The organism is Candidatus Schekmanbacteria bacterium (assembly GCA_003695725.1).
Taxonomy (GTDB): Bacteria; Schekmanbacteria; GWA2-38-11; order GWA2-38-11; family J061; genus J061.
The window spans coordinates 1-19,243 of sequence record RFHX01000151.1; the positions used below are offsets into that span (position 1 = coordinate 1).

Below are 19,243 nucleotides of genomic sequence, written 5' to 3' on the forward strand. Positions count from 1 at the left end.
ATCCTATATTTAGGAAAGATGTTTATTTATCCTTTCGATTCTCTTTTGCTTTCTTTCTATATCACAGTTGCCAATTTAGTAGTTTGGATAGTTGTTGGCTTTTTCATAGGTGTCATATGCAGATTTGTGATGGTTTTCTTCAACTTTCAGTGGACGATGAGAAAACTGATGAATTTTTATATCTGGTTTGCTTTGACAATTTTTTTCTCCTCTTAGTCTCTTTTCCTATTTTTTCTCTATAAAAGACCAATTGATGTGACAGAATTTTCTAACATTGTAATTGAAATTATAATTCTTCTGCTTTGCGCCTCCCTCTCTTTTGCCATTCTTAAAATCATAGCCGCAGTAACTGAAAAAATACAGACAAGTAGCAAATTTCTGAATATCGATGTAGCGATTATAACAATTGCCATATTGCTTTTTGTAAGCGCATTCTTAATGTCAGGTAGTAGTCCAAAAGCCAATAGAACAAATGAGAAGGAAAATGTTTTCATTACGAATACAAATCTCAAGATATTGTTGATTGGGCTTGATGGAGCAACTTGGCATATTGCTGATAACTTATTGAAAGAGGGCAAACTTCCCAATATTGAGAAGATTATTTCCAATGGCTCAAAGGGAGATTTGAGAAGCTACATATCGCCAATAAATCCATTCAAAAACACAGCAGGAGGAGGTATGTTCAGCTCAGCTCTATGGACATCCATAGCAACCGGCAAGACTCCAAGAGAAAATGGAGTCCAAGACCTAATCATGGTTTCATTGCCCGGAATGAAACATCCTCTCCCTTTCAGATTTCCATTTACTTACAATATCTTTAAATTGAATACTCCTAAATCATACCACATTAGGACAAATAGAATTTGGAATATTTTGAGCCATTATGGGAAGTTTTGTGAAGTTTATGGTTGGTGGTGCACTTGGCCTGTCGAAAGAGTCAACGGTATAATGGTTTCAATGGCGGCTGATAATCCTTTAAAAAGGATACAGCCTTCTATCCAAATGTTTTGAGTAAAGAAGCTTCTGAAATAGAGATTAGTCTTTCTGCTGAGAAAGAAAGTGTATTTAGAAAATATTTTGGACAAAAGATGACATCTTTAATGGAAGAAGATGCAAATAGCCATAATAGTGAAAAATCACCTGAAATGAAACGAATCGAAATTTTAAGACACGATTTTATGCGAGATCTCTTTTTTGAAGAGATTTCAACAAAGTTTATGAAAACTGAAAGTGATTTCAAAGCAGTTTATTTTTTAGGTCCTGATGGAATCGAGCATGCCTTTTGGAAGTATTATGAACCACATTATTTTGATGATGTCTCAGACAAGGATGTCGAAATTTTTGGTAAAATTATTGAAAATTATTACATTTTCTTGGACGAAGCTGTTGGAAATCTTTACTCTTCAATAGATGACGATACAGTAACAATTATAATTTCAGACCACGGAATGGGGCCTTGGAGAAGGAGTTTATTTGATAAATTACTCATGAAAGTTATCAAAAGATATGAAAGATCATCGGGAAATCATAGAAGAAATGGAATTATAATAATTTCAGGAAAGAATATTAAAAAATCAGCAGAAATTAAGAATGCCACAATTTTTGACATTGCCCCTACAGTACTTCATCTGTTAGGATTCCCTGTTGCAAAGGATATGAAGGGGAGGGTTTTAACGGAAGTTATAGATGATGATTGGTTATCCAAGTTTCCGATTTCATATATAAAGAGCTATGAAGGAGTCGTTAAAAAGGAAATTATACCTGAATTGAAGGCTTCTGATAAAAAGGATTTAGAAAGATTGAAAGCTTTGGGTTATATAAAGTAAGATGTAGTATTGCTTGACCTACTCTGTGAGTATCTCGAGCATTCGGTCAAGCTCATCCAATGAGTAGTATTCTATAATAATCTTTCCCCGATTAGTTTTTTCGTTGTGAGAGAGTTTAACCTTCGTTGCCAATGCTTCTCTGAGCCGCTCTTCCAAGGCAACTATTTCAGGAGATTTCTCGCTCTTTTTGGATTTTATTATATTTTTTTCAATTTTTATACCCTGAGAGGCAATTTTTTCAGTCTGCCTGACTGAAAGGGAATCCCTTACTATCAATTCGGCAAGTGCAATTTGATCCTCTTCCTTCTCTATGCCGCAAATAACACGGGCATGCCCCATAGATATTTCTTCATTTACTATGTATTGCTTGACCTTTTCAGGCAATTTGAGAAGACGCAGATAATTTGCAATAGTACTTCTTTCCTTCCCAACTATCGAAGCAAGCTCGTTTTGATTTAAATTGTGTTCCTTCATCAAGTGTCCATATGCCTCTGCTTCTTCGATCGGATTTAAATCTTCACGCTGAATATTTTCTATGAGGGCAATTTCTTCAATCTCTTTGTCAGGTATATCTTTCACGATTGCCGGGATTTTTTCTATTCCTGCTTTTTTCGCTGCACGCCACCGCCTTTCACCAGCAATAATGATAAAGTGCTTCCCCTTCTTTTTTACAAGTATTGGCTGAATTACCCCCTTTGTTTTTATGGAAGAAACCAATTCCTGCATCTTTTCATCATCGAAACTTTTTCGCGGCTGATGTTTTCCCGGTTTAATGTCTTTGAGATTGATCTCTTTGACAAATTCTCTTTTCAATTCCTTGATTTCATCTCCTGAAGAGATGAGCGCATCTAACCCTTTACCTAATGATTTCCTTTTCATTATTTATGATTTCCTCTGTTAATTGTTTATAAGTTTCAGCGCCTTTCGAGTTTTTGTCGTAGAGTATGATAGGTTTTCCAAAACTTGGTGCTTCTGAAAGGCGCACATTTCGGGGAATAACGGTTTTGAATACTTTTTCCCCAAATTTTTCTCTTACATTTTCACACACTTCTAATGAAAGATTCGTTCTCACATCCTGCATCGTAAGTAAAATGCCTTCTATTTCAAGGTCAGGGTTGATGGTTTCTCTGATTTTTCTTATGGTTGTAAAAATTTGAGCCATTCCTTCAAGAGCATAATATTCACATTGAAGAGGAATAAGGACGGAATCGGATGCGCAAAGCGCGTTCACTGTAAGCACTCCCAATGAAGGAGGACAATCTATTATGATGAATTCAAAGGAATCCCTAATTTCTTGAAGACAATTTCTCAAGAGGCTTTCACGAGGAGAGACATCCATAAGTTCCACTTCGGCACCAAATAGTTCGTTCGTTGAAGGAATTACCTTCAAGGTGGGAAACATACTGTCAACAAGGACTTCAGATATCTTTTTTCTCCCCAATATTGCTCTGTAAATAGATTTTGTCGCATCTGCATGATTTAACCCTAATCCGCTTGTTGCATTTCCTTGGGGATCCAAATCGATGAGTAAAGTGCTTATTCCTTTTTCACCAAGGCAAGCAGACACATTGATCGAGGTTGTGGTTTTCCCGACTCCTCCCTTCTGATTGGCAACGGCAATTACTTTTCCCATAATTCCATTAATCTTTGATACTTATATTTTTATCGTAACTGAATATTTCTTGTTGGGCAAGAAAAAAAGAAAACCCAAAATGTTCCACGTGGAACATTTTTGATTGTGATTAGATAATCATAAAGAGGAATAAAAATCAAAAAAAATCTTTATTTCATATATGTTGAAAAATTGTGGATAATTCGAAAAGGCATTTTTGTAAAAAATGATTTTAAAAATCAATATATTAGAAATTGAGATTTTTAAAATTAAAAGTTTTAAACATTTTTTTAACAGCTAAAAATGTTCCACGTGGAACATTCGATGTGAAAACTTGTCATTGAAAAGATAGTTTCTTGCGTTTATACTTTGTAGAAAATTTGGACAAAGATAATGAATAAAAATTATAAAGAGGGGAAAGATAAAAGCTCATATAATCAGCATCTGGAATGGCGTCTTGGAGCAATTTCATCTGAAATAAAATTTTAATGCATTTTCTTTGATAATGAACTGGATAGGTTTTGAAGAAAGAAAGGGAGTCGATTATGAAGGCAATGCTTTTGAATAGAATTTGCTCTCTCGATGTGGAGAATTCACCTTTGCAGAAGGTCGACATACCAATTCCTCAGCCATCTAACGATGAAATACTTATAAAGGTAAAGGTATGCGGAGTTTGCCACACTGAAATCGATGAAATAGAGGGACGTACAGCGCCGCCCGCACTTCCTGTAGTGCCGGGCCATCAAGTTGTTGGTGTTGTGGAAAAAGTGGGGAAAAATGTGGAAAAAGATGTGATAGGCAAGCGTGTAGGCGTTGCCTGGATTAACTCTGCCTGTGGAAAATGTAAGCTGTGTATAAGTGGAAAAGAAAATTTGTGTTCGGAATTTCGTGCAACAGGCCGTGATGTGAATGGAGGATATGAAGAATATATGGTCGTTAAAAGAGAATTTGCATATGAAATTCCTGATCCTTTATCTGATATCGAGGCTGCGCCGCTTCTCTGTGCTGGAGCAATCGGTTATCGCTCATTGATGCTTACGGGAATTGAAAACGGACAGCGGCTTGGATTGACGGGTTTTGGAGCATCAGGGCATTTGGTGCTCAAAATGGCAAGATATTTATATCCGCAGACCGATATATATGTGTTTGCACGAAGTGAAAAAGAACGACGTTTTGCTCTTGAATTAGGGGCTGTATGGGCGGGAGACATCAAAGAAACCCCTTTCGAGAAGATAGACTGCATAATAGATACAACACCGGTGTGGATGCCGGTTATTGAATCGCTCAAAAAACTTTCTCCGGGCGGCCGTCTTGTCATAAATGCCATAAGAAAAGAGGATATAGACAAAAATGCTTTAATATCAATAGATTATCCTGTTCATCTTTGGCTTGAGAAGGAAATAAAAAGTGTTGCGAATGTTACAAGAAAAGATGTTGAAGAGTTTCTCAAGCTTGCCGCAGAGATAAATATCAAACCAGAAGTTAATACCTTCGAATTAGAGGAAGCCAATGATGTGCTTTTGAAGATTAAGAAGGGAAATATTCGCGGTGCAAATGTTTTGGTGATTTCGTAATTCAGTCAATTTATGAGATATATAAAACCAACGATTCTAATAAGCAAATGCCTTGGATTCGATGCATGCAGGTATAATGGTAAACTCATTTATGACCCCTTCATTGAAAAATTAAGGAAATATGTAGATTTTATACCTCTATGTCCTGAAGTTGAAATAGGCTTGGGAGTACCACGAAAACCGCTAAAGGTAGTTATCGAGAATGGCAAGAAAAAACTGTACCAAATAGAGTCTAAAAAGCATTATACAAGAAAGTTGAGAGCATTTTCAAATAAAAATGCCAAAGTATTCGCTAATATCGATGGCGCAATTCTAAAAAGCCGTTCTCCATCGTGCGGATTAAGGGATGTTAAAATTTATTCTTCAGCATATGATAGTATCCCTATATCAAAAGGAAGCGGTCTTTTTGCAGAATATCTTTTGAAAATGAATCCTGCTATTCCTTGTGAAGATGAAAGACGCCTGAATAATATCAGAATAAGAGAATTTTTTTTGATTCGAATCCATCTCAGTTCATTATTCAGGACAGTTAAGAAAAAAGCTTCTATTCATTCTCTCACAAAATTTCATAATGAATACAAATTGTTATTTCTTCTCTATAATGAATCCAGAGTGAGAAAATTAGACAGAATTATTGAAAAGGCCGAAAAAAAATCAGTAAAATCAGTGAATTCATCCTATGAAGCAGTTATGAATGAACTTTTGTCTCATAGACCAACATATAATTCGTGGTGTAAAGTGTTTAGTTATAGCTTTGTTTTTGTGTCAGATAAGTTGTCATCTCAAGAAAAGAAGAATTTCTTGGAATTAATTGAGAGATTAAAAAAAAGAGAGATTTCTCTTTCTGTGCCTCGTGCCCTTCTTTATCAATGGGCTATAAGATTTGATGAAAAAAATCTATTGAATCAGAGAGTTTTGAGACCATACCCTCCTTCGTTGGATCAAATCGATATCTAATCAATTCATAAATTAATAATATTCATTCCTATCTAGGCTTCTATATTGGATTGCTTCTGCAATATGCTCTGTTTTTATCTTTTCAGCTTCATCGAGATCTGCAATTGTGCGCGCAATCTTGAGGATTCTGTCATAAGCCCTTGCGGAGAGGGAGAATTTTCTGATTGCGGCCTCTAAAAGGTCTTTTGATTCTTTGTTTATTCGACAGAATTCCCTTATATGCTTTTGTGTCATACGGGAGTTGAAAAATATCCCGCTTCCCTCATATCGTTTAAGCTGAATTTGTCGTGCTTTGTTGACTCTCTTTCTGATTGTTTCCGAACTTTCACCTCTTGTATCGTTTGCCATTTCTCTAAATTTTAAGGATGGCACTTCTATATGAATATCAATTCTGTCAAGTAGAGGTCCTGAAATTTTGGCAAGGTATCGCTGAATTTGGTTTGGAGTGCAGATACATTGTTTATTCTCATCAAAACGATAACCGCATGGACAGGGATTGAGTGCTGCAACGAGCATAAATTTTGAAGGAAATGTGAGAGAGCCTGTTGCTCGTGATATTGTTATTTTTCCGTCTTCAAGCGGTTGACGCAAAGATTCTATTACATTTCGTCTAAATTCAGGCAATTCATCGAGAAATAGAACGCCATTATGGGCGATGCTCGCTTCTCCCGGCATAGGCGAGGTGCCGCCACCTATCAATCCTGCATCAGAAATAGAATGATGTGGACTTCTGAAAGGTCTTTTATTGATTATTGGAAAGTTTGAGTTTATATTTCCTAATACAGAGTGAATCCGTGTGCACTCGATTGCTTCTTCAAAGGTCATTTCAGGCAAAATCGATGGAAGACGTCGAGCAAGCATTGTTTTACCTGCGCCCGGTGAGCCAATCATCAAAATGTTATGGCTTCCTGCTGCGGCTATTTCAAGCGCTCTCTTTGCATGCTCCTGCCCTTTGACATCGCAAAAATCGGGTTCAATGCCATTTTGTCTTTGAAAAAGCTCTTTAATATTTGATTTATAAGGGGATATTTCAATATTTCCATTTAGAAAGTTTACTGCTTCCGTCAAGTGATTGACAGGGATTACCTCTATTCCATCCACCAAAGAAGCTTCAAGACGGTTTTGAAAGGGTATGATGATTCCCCGTTTACCATTTTTTTTTGCCGCAAGCGCCATTGGCAGAACTCCTTTTATAGGACGAATACTACCATCGAGGGATAGTTCTCCTGCAATGACATAACCAAATCTTGTTATTCGGGCTTGAGGTATGCAGGCACTCAAAATTCCTGCAGCAATAGGAAGATCAAAAATGGGACCTTCCTTCCTCATATTGGCAGGTGCAAGATTTACGGTAATTTTTTTGACAGGGAATTTGTAGCCGGAATTCGTTATTGCCGCTTTTACTCTTTCTCGGCTTTCTCGCACCGCTGTGTCAGGAAGTCCGACTGTGTTATATGAGGGAATTCCCGGAGCAGCATCAATTTCAACATGGACGGTGTATGCTTCAATTCCTATCGTTGTCGATGATTCAACCCTTGAAATCATATTGAGATAATTAGTTAATTTTGTATATTTTTCGTCTATTATGTATTTTTATGAGAGATTTGTCAATGAAGAATTTAGAGAGACATTTCATATTACAGAGAAATCGAAATTTGAATATTTGTTCAAATGATAAAATAACTTGACAAAAGGGTAAAAAGATTTAATATTGAGATTGACTCTCAATAACAATTTGACGAAAAAGGGACGAGATGCATACAAATCTTGATAAAATGGAAGAAACTGCACAACCATCTATTATTCTCGTTGGAAATGCAAATGTTGGTAAAAGCGTCATCTTTGGAAATCTCACTGGCACTTATGTAGTTGTTTCAAATTATCCTGGCACCACGATTGATATCAGTGAGGGGCAGTATAGCTTCTATGACGAAAAAGAAGGGAAAAAAGTTGAGGTAAGAATTATTGACAGCCCCGGAGTTAATTCTTTGATACCGCGCTCAGAGGATGAAAGAGTAACGAGAAATCTTATTCTTGAAGAAAATCCTGTTGGCATCATTCAGGTTGCAGATGCTAAAAACCTTAAACGCTCACTTCTTATTACTACACAACTTGCTGAGATGGGGATTCCAATCATTCTTGTGCTGAATGTCTTCGATGAGGCGATGGAAAGAGGTATAAATATTGATTTGGGGAAACTTTCTTCACTTCTTGGAGTAAGAGTAATACCCTCTGTGGCTACGCAGAAGACAGGGCTTTCCGAAATAAAGAAGGCAATGAATCATTTTCAGGTACCAACGATTTCCTTTACATATAATCAGGCAATTGAAAAATCAATTTCCGAAATTATTGAGCTTCTTCCTGATGGATTGAAAATCTCAAAAAGGTCAATTGCACTAATGCTTCTTGCAGGTGATAAGAGTCTTCTGAAAAAGCTGAAACAATTTTTTCCTAATGCTGACTGGAAGAGCGTTGTGGAAATTGTTGAAGGAACAAAACTAAATTTTAGAGACCCTGTGAATTTTATAATAAGCAGAGAGCGGTATAGGTTTGTGAATGAGATTTATGACCAGTGCGTAAGTTTGAAAAAGAAGAAAGAAGCGCAATTCAGAAACTTCCTTGGTGACATTATGATTCATCCACTTTATGGGCTTCCTGTGCTTCTCTTTGTCCTCTTTCTTCTTTATGAGATTGTTGGGGTTTTAGGGGCAGGTGTTGCAGTAGATTTTTTAGAGTCCAAGGTGTTTGGAGAATTTATCAATCCTAGAATTGCTTCTTTTCTAAAATATGTCAATACCCCGCAAATTTTGTATGAGATGCTTATGGGTGAATATGGACTTATCAGTATGGGGCTTACATATGCAGTGGCAATAGTATTTCCTATAGTCGGTTTTTTCTTCGTCTTCTTTGGGATTTTGGAGGACTCCGGGTATCTGCCTCGCCTTACGATAATGTCAAACCGACTTTTTAAAAAGATTGGACTTCAGGGACGAGCAGTCCTTCCAATGGTGCTTGGTCTTGGATGCGATACAATGGCAACTCTTACAACAAGGATTCTTGAAACAAGACGCGAAAGGGTCATTGCAACATTGCTTCTTGCTCTTGGTGTGCCCTGCTCGGCGCAGTTGGGTGTAATAATAGGAATGCTTGGCGGTATGTCATTGAAGGCGCTTCTCATTGTTGTTGCAACTGTGATTATTCAGTTATTGATAGTTGGCTTGCTTGCGGCAAAGGTTATTCCCGGTAAGTCATCTGATTTTTTGAGCGAAATTCCGCCAATACGAATACCAAAAATTGACAATATTATCGTAAAAACATTCCATCGTATTGTGTGGTTTATGAAAGAAGCCGTTCCGCTTTTTTTGCTTGGTACATTTTGTCTTTTCTTATTTGAAAAGACCGGTATACTCTTGATGGTGCAGGAAGCTGTCAAACCCATTCTTTCAGGGCTTTTGTCGTTGCCCGCTGAGACAGCAGAAGCATTCATAGTGGGTTTTTTGAGGCGGGATTTTGGCGCAGCCGGGCTTTTTCGTCTTGCCAAGGAGGGCTATATCGATATCTTGCAGACAACTGTGTCTGTTACGGTGATGGTGCTTTTTGTGCCCTGTGTTGCTCATCTTTTTGTTATGATAAAAGAGCTTGGCTTAAAGGTGGCTATGGCGATTACGCTTTTTGTGATTTTCTATGCAATGCTAACTGGAGCAGTCCTGAATCAAATCTTGAGATTTTTTAATGTATTTTAAAGCATTTATGTTTTGCCTATAGAAAATTGAGAAATAGAAAAGAAAAGAGAGGATTGATGTTATGTTGACAAATCAATACAGAGAAGAGATGCTTCAGCTTATCGAGGCTATTTCAGATAATGGTTATGCAAAAATAGAAGAATTGAAAAGATATTTTGGTGAAAAAGCTATTGATGAACTAATTTCAAATTTAAAAGAGCTTGAAATGATTGGTTTAAATGGGGAGGGCAATCTCTATCTGACAGAAAAGGGCAAGCTCGAAGCAAGCAATATTATAAGGCGTCATCGTCTCGCAGAGCGGCTTTTGCATGATGTTTTGGGTGTGGAAGATGAGGCGGCTGCAGAGAAACATGCCTGTGATTTTGAACATATCCTTGATAAGGAAGTAACAGACAATATCTGTACTCTTCTTGGTCATCCAAAATTTTGTCCTGATGGAAAACCGATTCCTCCTGGTGAGTGTTGTATTAAGAATAAATATAAAGTTGAAAGCATCATCAAATCTCTTAACTCGCTTGATGTTGGAGAGAGAGGAAGGATTGCATATATGTTTTCAGAAGACCATAGCAGAATTGACAAGCTTGCTTCTATGGGATTGATGCCGGGCACAATAGTAAAAGTACACCAAAAACAGCCAAGTCTTGTTGTATGTTTCGATGAAACAACAATTGCAATGGACGATGAAATAGCACAGGATATCTATGTAAAGAAATGTTGATTATTGCTTTTTCAGGTTCTTTTTAATTATCTCATCAAGAATTGCTGCTGCCTCTCCTACTATTTTTGAACACAAATCTTTGTGTTCAGGACTCTTCCATTGAATATCTGAAGTTATTTCTTCACAAATCGTTGTCTTCATCTTTTCCTTGAATCTTTTGAAAAATTCAGATGACATTTTATATATATCAGAGGAATCCGCTGTGGGGTCGTCTCTTCCAAAGATTGCACCAAGAACCAAGACAGCACCATTCAGCGCGCCACAAAGATTTTTTTCGCCTCCAATTCCTGCTCCCATACCTGTGGCAAGTCGAGAATTCAAATTGAGGGAATATTTTTCATTGAAAAAAGCTACCATTGCTTCAGCACAATTGAATCCTTTTAGATAAGTTTCTGCCGCTTCGTCTTTTAGATTTTTCTCTTTCATAATTTTTTCTCCCAAAAAAGAAAAAGCCAGACACAAAGAACAGTGTCTGGCTTAAAAGTTTTACTTTTATGAAAGAAGGGGAGCCAATATTAAAGAAACAATAGACATTAGCTTTATTAAGATATTCATAGAAGGACCTGATGTATCTTTGAAAGGGTCGCCAACTGTATCTCCAACAACTGCAGCCTTATGAGGGTCTGACCCCTTGCCGCCAAGATTCCCCTCTTCTATGTATTTTTTGGCATTATCCCAAGCTCCCCCGCTGTTAGCCATAAAAAGCGCCATTAAAACACCTGTTATCGTGGCACCTGCAAGAAGACCGCCAAGCGGCTCTTTACCAAGAACAAAGCCAACAATGACAGGAGCCAATATTGCAAGCATCCCCGGCAGAATCATCTGTTTCAGCGCACCTGTTGTTGAAATGTCAACACATCTTGCATAATCAGGTTTGGCTTTACCTTCCATTAGCCCCTTTATTTCTTTGAACTGACGCCTTACTTCCTCAACCATTCCCTGAGCAGCTTTCCCAACAGCGCTCATCGTTAACGCTCCAAAATAGAAGGGAAGGATGCCGCCAAGAAATAATCCTATGACAACCATTGGATTCATAATATCGATAAACTTGAGTTTTGCAGCCGAGCTGTATGCAGCAAAGAGTGAAATTGCTGTAAGAGCGGCAGAACCAATTGCAAAGCCCTTTCCGATAGCAGCTGTCGTGTTACCAAGTGCATCGAGTCCGTCAGTTATTTTTCTTGCCTCAGGACCAAGTCCTCCCATTTCCGAAATTCCACCGGCATTGTCAGCTATAGGTCCGTAGGCATCTACAGACATTGTGATTCCTACTGTTGCAAGCATTCCAACAGCAGCTACGCTTATTCCATAAAGGCCTGCAAACTTGTAAGAGACAAAAATTGCAAGGCATATTGTTATTATTGGAAGTGCTGTGCTTTCCATTCCAACAGCAAGTCCTGTGATGATATTTGTTGCCGAACCGGTTTTGCAGGATTCTGCAATTCTTCTGATGGGGCTTGCCGAAGTGAAATATTCAGTCAAAAGGCCTATCAGAATTCCTGCAAGACATCCTGAGAAGATTGCCCAAAAGATGCTTACATTGCCTTTGAAAAAGATATTCACATTTGCATATGCCGCAATCAGGAAGATACCGGCTGCTATGAATGTTGAATAACGAAGCGCACTTTGGGGATTCATTTTTTTAAGTATGGACATAGAAGCAACACCAATAAGTGAACTTATAAGACCTACTGTTGCAAGAACCAATGGAAGAAGCATTCCTTCTGAACGGTTTAATGTAAACGATGGAGATGTCGCGGCAATTGCAATTGTTGCAATGATCGAACCTACATAAGATTCAAAGATGTCTGCCCCCATACCTGCTATGTCACCAACATTGTCACCAACATTGTCTGCGATAGTTGCAGGGTTGCGGGGGTCGTCTTCAGGGATTCCTGCCTCGACCTTTCCTACTAAATCAGCACCTACATCAGCAGCTTTTGTGTAGATGCCGCCTCCGACTCTTGCAAAAAGCGCTATGGAGCTTGCACCCATTGCAAAACCGTTTATGAATTTTGCCATTGCAGGGTCACCACCGAAAACTTTTTGAAAAATAAGATAGTAAATACCCACTCCAATCAAGCCAAGACTGGCAACTGAAAGCCCCATAACTGTACCGCCTTTGAAGGCAATATTAAGTGCTTCATCGGGCTTCTGTTCACCGGCTGCTTGGGATGTCCTTACATTCGACCTCGTGGCGGCTTTCATTCCGAAAAATCCTGCAAAAGCAGAACAAAAGGCGCCTGTTGTAAATGCAATAGCCGTGTAGATGTCTAGAAAAAAGCCAAGAAGAGAGGCGACAATGATGACAAAGAAAATGAGTATCTTGTATTCTCTGAAGAGAAATACCATTGCACCTTCATGGATGGCTTCTGAGATTTCTATCATTTTTTCACTACCGGCTGGGCGACTCTTGATGTTGAAATAGATAGCCGCAGCTATAATAATTCCTACAACTCCCATTATCGGGTTTGCCAAAAAAAGAAATTCGTTGTTCATTTTTATTGTTTCTCCTTCATTTTATGTTAACTTTTCTTTAACAGTTTGAAAAAATTGAAAAATTGAGGTAATTAGCTAACATAAGGGGTTGATTTATGTCAAGAAGTTAGTTTAGGGTTAAACTTATTATTGACATTTATATAAATCTTTAATTAAAAAATCACAAAGCTAATAAAAAACTTTCAAAAATCTGGTTAATAAGGAGAATATAAAATGAAAGAAGTAAAATCAGTACTTGTAGTAGATGACGATGAAATAGCAAGACAAACGATTTGCAATACTCTCGAGGATACAGAATATGAAGTAACTGAAGCATGTGATGGACAGGAGGCACTGGAAAAAATTGCGGCTAATGAATATGCGGCTGTCGTCTGTGATATCAAAATGCCCGGAATCGACGGATTTACTGTTTTGAGAAAAGCAAGAAAGACAAGAAATATTCCCTTTATTTTTGTGACAGGTTATCCTGGTGATATGGATGAAAATGTTATTGTGAATGAACTTCAGCCATTTGGTTTTTTGAATAAGCCTTTTGACCATAAGGAGCTTCTGCTTCTGGTTAAAAATGCTGTCGAACATTACAATCTTACGAAGAAAAGGCAGGCATTTTTGAAGGATTTGGAGAAAAGCTCAGACAAGAAAACAAAGGAATTGACCGAAAGGTTGAAATATATCATTTAAGAGACAGTATTTCTTAATCTTTTTTCAGAGCATAGATTTTTATTAGAGGTCCCGGTTTTTCAAATTCGTCAAATCCAGACAAGGGCAGATAGAAGGCATCGAGAATATCAAAAACAGCTTTCGAGGGTTTTTCTATATTTTCCTTAAGTGGAGAAAATGTTTTAATTAGTCGAAAGCGTCTTTTTATAATAGGCATTACCTTTTCTATGGGGCTTGAATAAAAAAGGAGAAAGCTGTTTCCTGTTATAAGATACTCAATTTTGTATTTCTCTATGTCTTCTTCAGTAAAATTATTGCTGAAAATATATTCATAAGAGTTTCTAAGGGGGATAATTCCTTTTTTGAGCATATAGCGGTAAGAGTCAAGATATAATCTGTAATGGTTTCTATTGTTGTTGGACAATACCTTTTCAAAGATGGAAATTTCCCTATTTATGGCTTCCTTTCCTCTTTCAAGATAAGGTATATTGTATTTGTATGATGAATAAAGGTAAATCCTGCTGCCAAAGGGAATGTTATTCTCGATCCATTCTCTTGCCTCGATTCTCGTGTCTTTTTTTGACATGAGGATATCACACTTGACGGCATTTAAAAGAGAGGGAATTATCGCAATTGTAAGAAGAGTAACAGAAACGATTTTACCTTTCTTTTTTAAAATGCCTTTTTCCTGATAAATTTCAACGAGAAAGTTGCCCGCATATATTGCAAGAAAGGGTATGATTGGAATCATATATCGTGAAAAAACTCCATAGCCATTACCAATGTATATATAATAGAAGAGAGGAAAACTCAGAAGCACGATGTCTTCATATTTGTGGCGGTAGAGCATATAGAGAAATCCTATGAGCGATAAGAGAAGAAATGGAAATCCTATCCCTGAAAGCAGGGTTGTTTTCAAATAGAAAAGCCAGCCGATTTCCAAATTTGTTTTTCCGCTTTGATAAATCCATTTCGCCATAAATTTAAGCTTCTTGAGAAATGTTTCGTATTCGGGAATAAGGCCCGGAGAAGTGACAAGGAATATTATTGTCATCAATATTCCAGTGAGGTAGATTTTTAGGTCAAGGAGTGCTCTTTTTATCCCCTTACCGCTCTTTAAATAGAAAAGAAGATGGGCTGTAAAAACAAAAATCGATGAAAGCGCGCCATTGTATTTGAAACCGGCTGCAATGCCTCCTGCTATTGCCGAAGAAATGTAACCCTTACCATTTTGAAGAATTTTTGCTGTGAAAAAGGCAGTTAGAAGAATAGAGGCTGTAAGGCAAATGTCAGTTGTGCCAAAATGAGAATCTCTTATATGAAGATAAGCAAAGGTAAGTAGGGATGAAGAAAAAATCCCTGCCTCCTTTCCATAAAAACGCCGTGCTGTTATGTATGTCAGCCAAATAGTAAATGTGCCAACAAATGCTGAAAATAGGCGAGGTACGAGAAAGAAAAGAGATGGCGATATTATGAAATTTTTGACAAAGTCCAAATAGTTTTCATACGTACCGGCCAAGTATCCTAAATAATAAATTATTCTGTATAGAAAATGGTTAAGATAAATGAAAAGATGTGGATAATAATAAAAATGAGGATTATAATCACCTGTGAAAAGATATATTGATGTTTCTACGATTTGGTCTTCATCCGGCCTTGCGTATTTGAGGGGAAGCCCAAAATTTATTCCCCATAGCCGCAATATTAAACCGATAACGATTAAAATAAAAATATACCCGTTTTTTTTTGAGAGAATCTTATTCATTTAAAGTGATGAGAGCTTTCTTTATGAAAATATTTTTTTATCACAACTAACTTTATGTATAAAAATCCAGAAAATGGTTATCGTCATTTTATGTTTTTTTCTGCAATTAAGATGTAATGAATAGCCAAGAAATACATCATAAACTTTGGAAAAATGTCTATTATCTTTATCAAAAGATTTGAAAAAGGATCAGTGAAACTAACCTGAAAAGTTGTTGGATGATACTCAATTCTTTCAAATTTTCTGCTTAATTTTTTTTCTAATTTTTTTCTTGTAATATGAAAGATTCCTCTTTCATGTTTTTTTAGAACGAGAAACAAAAACATTGCTGGATTGAAGATATTTGGTTCGATAATTATACATCTGCCTCCTTTTTTTAGGACGCGATGTATTTCATTGATTGATTCGTCAACATCTTCCATATGATGAATAACAGAAAAAACAAAGACTACATCAAAGCTTTCGGATTTAAAAGGAAGCTGATTTGATAAATTGAGGTTGTAATAGATTTCTTTGAGGTTGAAACTCTCTGTGTTTTCCTTTGCTCTGTTTAAGTAAAGTTCACTTATATCAGTAGCATAGATTTTATTCGTATATCTTTTTAAGATTTTAAAATAAAAACCGATACCGCACCCTATGTCGAGGAGTTTTTCGCATTTTTGGGGGAACAGAAAATCGAACAATTTTATAATACGCTTCTTTAAAACCTCTTTTTCCTCAATTAAATGGGGGTCGTATCTTTTGAGAAACTCTTCTGTTGTGTTTAGATACATTCGTTCGAAGCATTTTTTTTGATAACGCCACGAGGTATAGTTCCCTTTTTTAGATTCAAACATTTTCCCGTAAAATATTATAACTCTTCTTTTAAGGCATAAGCAGTTATTTTGTCAATCCCATATCGCTAATGGAAGACATGGAAATTACTGAAAAGATCTTCAATGAGATGACATCTATTGGGATTTTTCACCGTATTTGAGGTAGATTGCTGTGCACCAGATACAAACTGCAAGGTTTACTATCCCCACTATGAGAAAAGGGCTCGTGTATCCAAAGCTGTCAAAGACAAAGCCGCCAATAGATGTGAGAATGAAAATTCCAAGTGCTCCGCTTGTATTGAAACCGCCAAGCACTGAACCCAGCACTTGTTTTGGAGATAAGTCTGTTGCAAGAGTCGTGGAGGCCGTCATTGCTCCAAATTGTCCTGCTCCTATGATGACAACTATAAGTTTAAGAGCTGTTCCAAAGGGGCTTTCAAGAGGATAGAGAAGCAGAAATCCTAAGCCTGTAATTCCAAGACTTAAGGAGATAGTTCTCATCCTTCCCCACCGGTCCGTAAGAATTCCCCAAAGGGGAGCCGTAAGAATTCCAAAAATTCCAGATATTCCCACAGAGATTCCTCCAATAGCCATTGCCTTTGAACTTGGCATATTGAATTCATGAGCCGCCCGAACAACCCAAATCATAACAATCGAACCCAGCACTCCTACATTAGCCCTTGAAACAAATCCTGCACCATAACACATTTTGAGTGGCGAACTTTTTTTTACCACCTGCCATGCTTCCTTCAAAAGCTGAAGTTCTCCTTTATGATGGCTTTCCTTGGATTTTACGATTCTGTCAATGATCCCAAAGTGAGAGACAAGCCCGCTTAAAAGAAAAATAATGCCGCAGGTGTAAAATGCTGCAAGGATTCCAAATTTTCTTGGAATGAGTCCGATGACAGAAAAGGCTACAAGAGAGCCAAGCGCAGAGGTTAGACCAATTGCCGCCATCCCCTTTCCGCGGCTTGATTCATATGTATAGTCTCCAATTATCGTAAAAACATGAGGCCAGGCAAATTGAAGAAAGACAGCATAAAGTGATCTTAAAACAAAAACCCATAAAATAGCGCTTGCATTCGTCAAGGCGGCAATATTGTGGGCATATCCGTATAGAATGAATGTAATACCACTTGTAACAAGACCAAAGGTCATTATATTTCTTCTGCCAAATTTATCTGATAAAAGCCCCACATATCCGATTAAAAGGATCGATGCCACTTCATTCATTACAACTAAAGTAGTGTTTATCTTTCCAAAATTCTTGGCAGCTATTCCTATAACTTCCTTCAAGTAGATTGGCTGGATCACGGTTGGTGCTGTAATTCCAATGAGCATTACCATTGAGCACCAAAAAAGGGAGTAGAAGTTGAATTTGTGAAGGTCAGGCGGCATTTCAATACCAAATATTTTTCTTTTTGATGCATTTTCTGTGTTCATAAAAAATCCTTAAATTTTTAAGGTTCCAATTAAGAAAATATTTTATGCATATTTTTGTAATGTTATCTTTAATTTATTTGTTAGCTGTAAAAAATTTGTAAATAGTATAGATTTATTTAATCTTGACAATCAGTTTCTTATCAAGTATTGAGTGCACTTTAAATAAAAAAAGGAGACAATGCGATGGCTGTAGAAAGAACACTTGTAATGATAAAGCCCGATGCTGTTTCAAAAAAGGCAATCGGAGAAATTATAAACCGCTTTGAAAATGAAGGCCTCAATATTCTCGCATTAAAGGTGAGAAAACTCACAACAGAAGAAGCACGTTTATTTTATGCTGTGCATAAGGACAAACCCTTTTATGATGACCTTGTCAAATTTATGACCTCAGGCAAGATGGTTGCATTAGCTCTCGAAGGTGAAAATGCTATCAGTCGTGTCAGAGATATTATGGGACCAACCAATTCAAAGGAAGCTCCTGAAGGGACATTGCGGGCTAAATTTGGTACAGATATCGAAAAGAATGCTGTTCACGGCTCGGATTCACCTGAATCTGCAAAGATTGAAATTCCTTTCTTCTTCAGTGAGCTTGAACTTTTTGCATAAATAAGACAGAGCGTATAGATATAAAAATTCCATATTTGAAGTCTCTCCATAAAATTATCCTTTATTGAAGAAATTTCTTTTTTGCTGTGCATTTAATAGTATAAAATCATTTTTGAGATTCTTTTAATTTGAAAGTTTTATCAATGGAAACATTTGCAATTATAAAGTCCATCCTCTATTTTCTTTTAGCTGGTCTGTGCGAGATAGGCGGCGGTTATCTTGTATGGTTGTGGCTGCGCGAAGGTAAACCTTTCGCTTATGCCTTTTTAGGGTTTGTGATTTTAATGTTTTACGGAATAGTACCAACTTTTCAGCCTGCCCATTTTGGACGCGTCTATGCCGCCTATGGTGGAGTCTTCATAGCCCTTTCTGTATTATGGGGATGGAAAATAGACAATATAAGACCTGACAGGTTTGACATAATCGGCGCAGCCATAGCACTATGCGGTGTGGCAGTGATAATGTATTGGCCAAGGAGTTAATTTTTCGTTCTCTCAATTTAGGATGACTTCTCAAAAGAGGATAGATAAAGAATTCAAAATTATTCTTACTGCCTCGATAATAATAGTTTTTGCCCTTCTATTGTTGTTGATTTTCAATTTTGGCAAAATAATGCATTTGCCGGTAATAAGAGATTTATCTGCTCTTGTTTCACTTCAGAAGAAAATTGTAAAAAAATATAATTGGGATTTAGTTACTATTTCTATTAACAACAACAGCTTGCTGATAATAAATTTTGTAAATTCCCCTTTTAGAAAGCTTGGCAGGTATGAAAAGGAAAAATTTGCTTCAGAGGTTGCCGATTATGCTTATTCACAATATGAGAAAAAAGAGTCTATCGAAAGGATACGAATTGTTTTTGGTATATCGAAGAGATTCTGGATTTTTTATTACAATGATTTTTTAGATGCCTATGAGTTTGAATATGACTCCATTTCAAAGAAATGGATATTAAAAGAATAAGGACTATAGGCTTACATTTCATATTGCTGTTGCGAAGGTAAGATCATGCTTGGTCTCGATTAGTC

General features: G+C 37.0%; 18 protein-coding genes and 1 pseudogene. 10 read left to right on the forward strand and 9 right to left on the reverse strand.

Features of this window, described 5'->3' with window-relative positions:
- From D6734_05955 to D6734_05965, 3 genes are all read left to right on the forward strand, one after another.
- On the forward strand, positions 1-216 hold a 216-nt coding region (locus D6734_05955; protein RMF95206.1), incomplete at its 5' end, for a hypothetical protein.
- Between the two features lie 39 nt (positions 217-255).
- Positions 256-1,011: a hypothetical protein gene (locus D6734_05960; GenBank protein RMF95207.1), complete on the forward strand. Its 756-nt coding sequence runs from the start codon at positions 256-258 to the stop codon at positions 1,009-1,011.
- Positions 1,008-1,826 (forward strand): hypothetical protein, encoded by an 819-nt coding sequence (locus tag D6734_05965; GenBank protein RMF95208.1) that lies wholly within the window; start codon positions 1,008-1,010, stop codon positions 1,824-1,826. Before D6734_05960 ends, D6734_05965 begins: the two co-directional genes overlap by 4 nt.
- 18 nt (positions 1,827-1,844) lie before the next feature.
- Here D6734_05965 and D6734_05970 read toward each other — a convergent pair whose 3' ends face one another.
- Together D6734_05970 and D6734_05975 are read right to left on the reverse strand one after the other, a co-directional pair.
- Entirely contained in the window at positions 1,845-2,705 is an 861-nt protein-coding gene (locus tag D6734_05970; protein ID RMF95209.1) for a ParB/RepB/Spo0J family partition protein, read from the reverse strand.
- The gene (locus D6734_05975) at positions 2,683-3,459 is read right to left on the reverse strand and encodes a ParA family protein (protein ID RMF95210.1); all 777 of its coding nucleotides are present in this window, start codon (positions 3,457-3,459) and stop codon (positions 2,683-2,685) included. Before D6734_05975 ends, D6734_05970 begins: the two co-directional genes overlap by 23 nt.
- A 524-nt stretch (positions 3,460-3,983) precedes the next feature.
- Between D6734_05975 and D6734_05980 the strand changes: the two genes are divergently transcribed.
- Positions 3,984-5,012, forward strand: coding sequence for an alcohol dehydrogenase (locus tag D6734_05980; GenBank protein RMF95211.1), 1,029 nt, complete (start codon positions 3,984-3,986; stop codon positions 5,010-5,012).
- 12 nt (positions 5,013-5,024) lie between these two features.
- Complete coding sequence (locus D6734_05985; GenBank protein ID RMF95212.1) at positions 5,025-5,969, forward strand: DUF1722 domain-containing protein; 945 nt, start codon at positions 5,025-5,027, stop codon at positions 5,967-5,969.
- Between the two features lie 12 nt (positions 5,970-5,981).
- Here the strand turns inward: D6734_05985 and D6734_05990 are convergent, their stop codons facing one another.
- Positions 5,982-7,514, reverse strand: a complete 1,533-nt coding sequence (locus D6734_05990) for an ATP-binding protein (GenBank protein RMF95213.1) — start codon at positions 7,512-7,514, stop codon at positions 5,982-5,984.
- A 209-nt stretch (positions 7,515-7,723) separates the two neighbouring features.
- Between D6734_05990 and feoB the strand changes: the two genes are divergently transcribed.
- Positions 7,724-9,712, forward strand: a complete 1,989-nt coding sequence (gene feoB, locus D6734_05995; protein RMF95214.1) for a ferrous iron transport protein B — start codon at positions 7,724-7,726, stop codon at positions 9,710-9,712.
- Between the two features lie 61 nt (positions 9,713-9,773).
- Entirely contained in the window at positions 9,774-10,430 is a 657-nt protein-coding gene (locus D6734_06000) for a hypothetical protein (protein ID RMF95215.1), read from the forward strand.
- Here D6734_06000 and D6734_06005 read toward each other — a convergent pair whose 3' ends face one another.
- Positions 10,431-10,856, reverse strand: a complete 426-nt coding sequence (locus D6734_06005) for a hypothetical protein (protein RMF95216.1) — start codon at positions 10,854-10,856, stop codon at positions 10,431-10,433. It abuts the gene before it with no gap.
- 66 nt (positions 10,857-10,922) lie between these two features.
- Entirely contained in the window at positions 10,923-12,926 is a 2,004-nt protein-coding gene (locus D6734_06010; GenBank protein RMF95217.1) for a sodium-translocating pyrophosphatase, read from the reverse strand.
- 213 nt (positions 12,927-13,139) lie between these two features.
- Here D6734_06010 and D6734_06015 point away from each other — a divergent pair, with 213 nt between their 5' ends.
- Positions 13,140-13,607, forward strand: coding sequence for a response regulator (locus D6734_06015; GenBank protein RMF95218.1), 468 nt, complete (start codon positions 13,140-13,142; stop codon positions 13,605-13,607).
- Positions 13,608-13,620: 13 nt separating this feature from the next.
- Here D6734_06015 and D6734_06020 read toward each other — a convergent pair whose 3' ends face one another.
- The 3 genes from D6734_06020 to D6734_06030 form a co-directional block, all read right to left on the reverse strand.
- Entirely contained in the window at positions 13,621-15,351 is a 1,731-nt protein-coding gene (locus tag D6734_06020; protein RMF95219.1) for a hypothetical protein, read from the reverse strand.
- Between the two features lie 83 nt (positions 15,352-15,434).
- Entirely contained in the window at positions 15,435-16,187 is a 753-nt protein-coding gene (locus D6734_06025; GenBank protein ID RMF95220.1) for a class I SAM-dependent methyltransferase, read from the reverse strand.
- 114 nt (positions 16,188-16,301) lie between these two features.
- On the reverse strand, positions 16,302-17,609 hold the full coding sequence (locus D6734_06030; protein ID RMF95221.1) for an MFS transporter: 1,308 nt from the start codon (positions 17,607-17,609) through the stop codon (positions 16,302-16,304).
- Between the two features lie 183 nt (positions 17,610-17,792).
- Between D6734_06030 and D6734_06035 the strand changes: the two genes are divergently transcribed.
- Together D6734_06035 and D6734_06040 are read left to right on the forward strand one after the other, a co-directional pair.
- Entirely contained in the window at positions 17,793-18,215 is a 423-nt protein-coding gene (locus D6734_06035; protein ID RMF95222.1) for a nucleoside-diphosphate kinase, read from the forward strand.
- Positions 18,216-18,358: 143 nt separating this feature from the next.
- Positions 18,359-18,697 carry a YnfA family protein gene (locus D6734_06040; protein RMF95223.1) on the forward strand — a complete coding sequence of 113 codons (339 nt, stop codon included), beginning with the start codon at positions 18,359-18,361 and terminating at the stop codon, positions 18,695-18,697.
- Positions 18,698-18,966: 269 nt separating this feature from the next.
- Here the strand turns inward: D6734_06040 and D6734_06045 are convergent.
- Positions 18,967-19,044, reverse strand: a pseudogene (locus D6734_06045) (hypothetical protein).
- Positions 19,045-19,243: the final 199 nt, after the last annotated feature.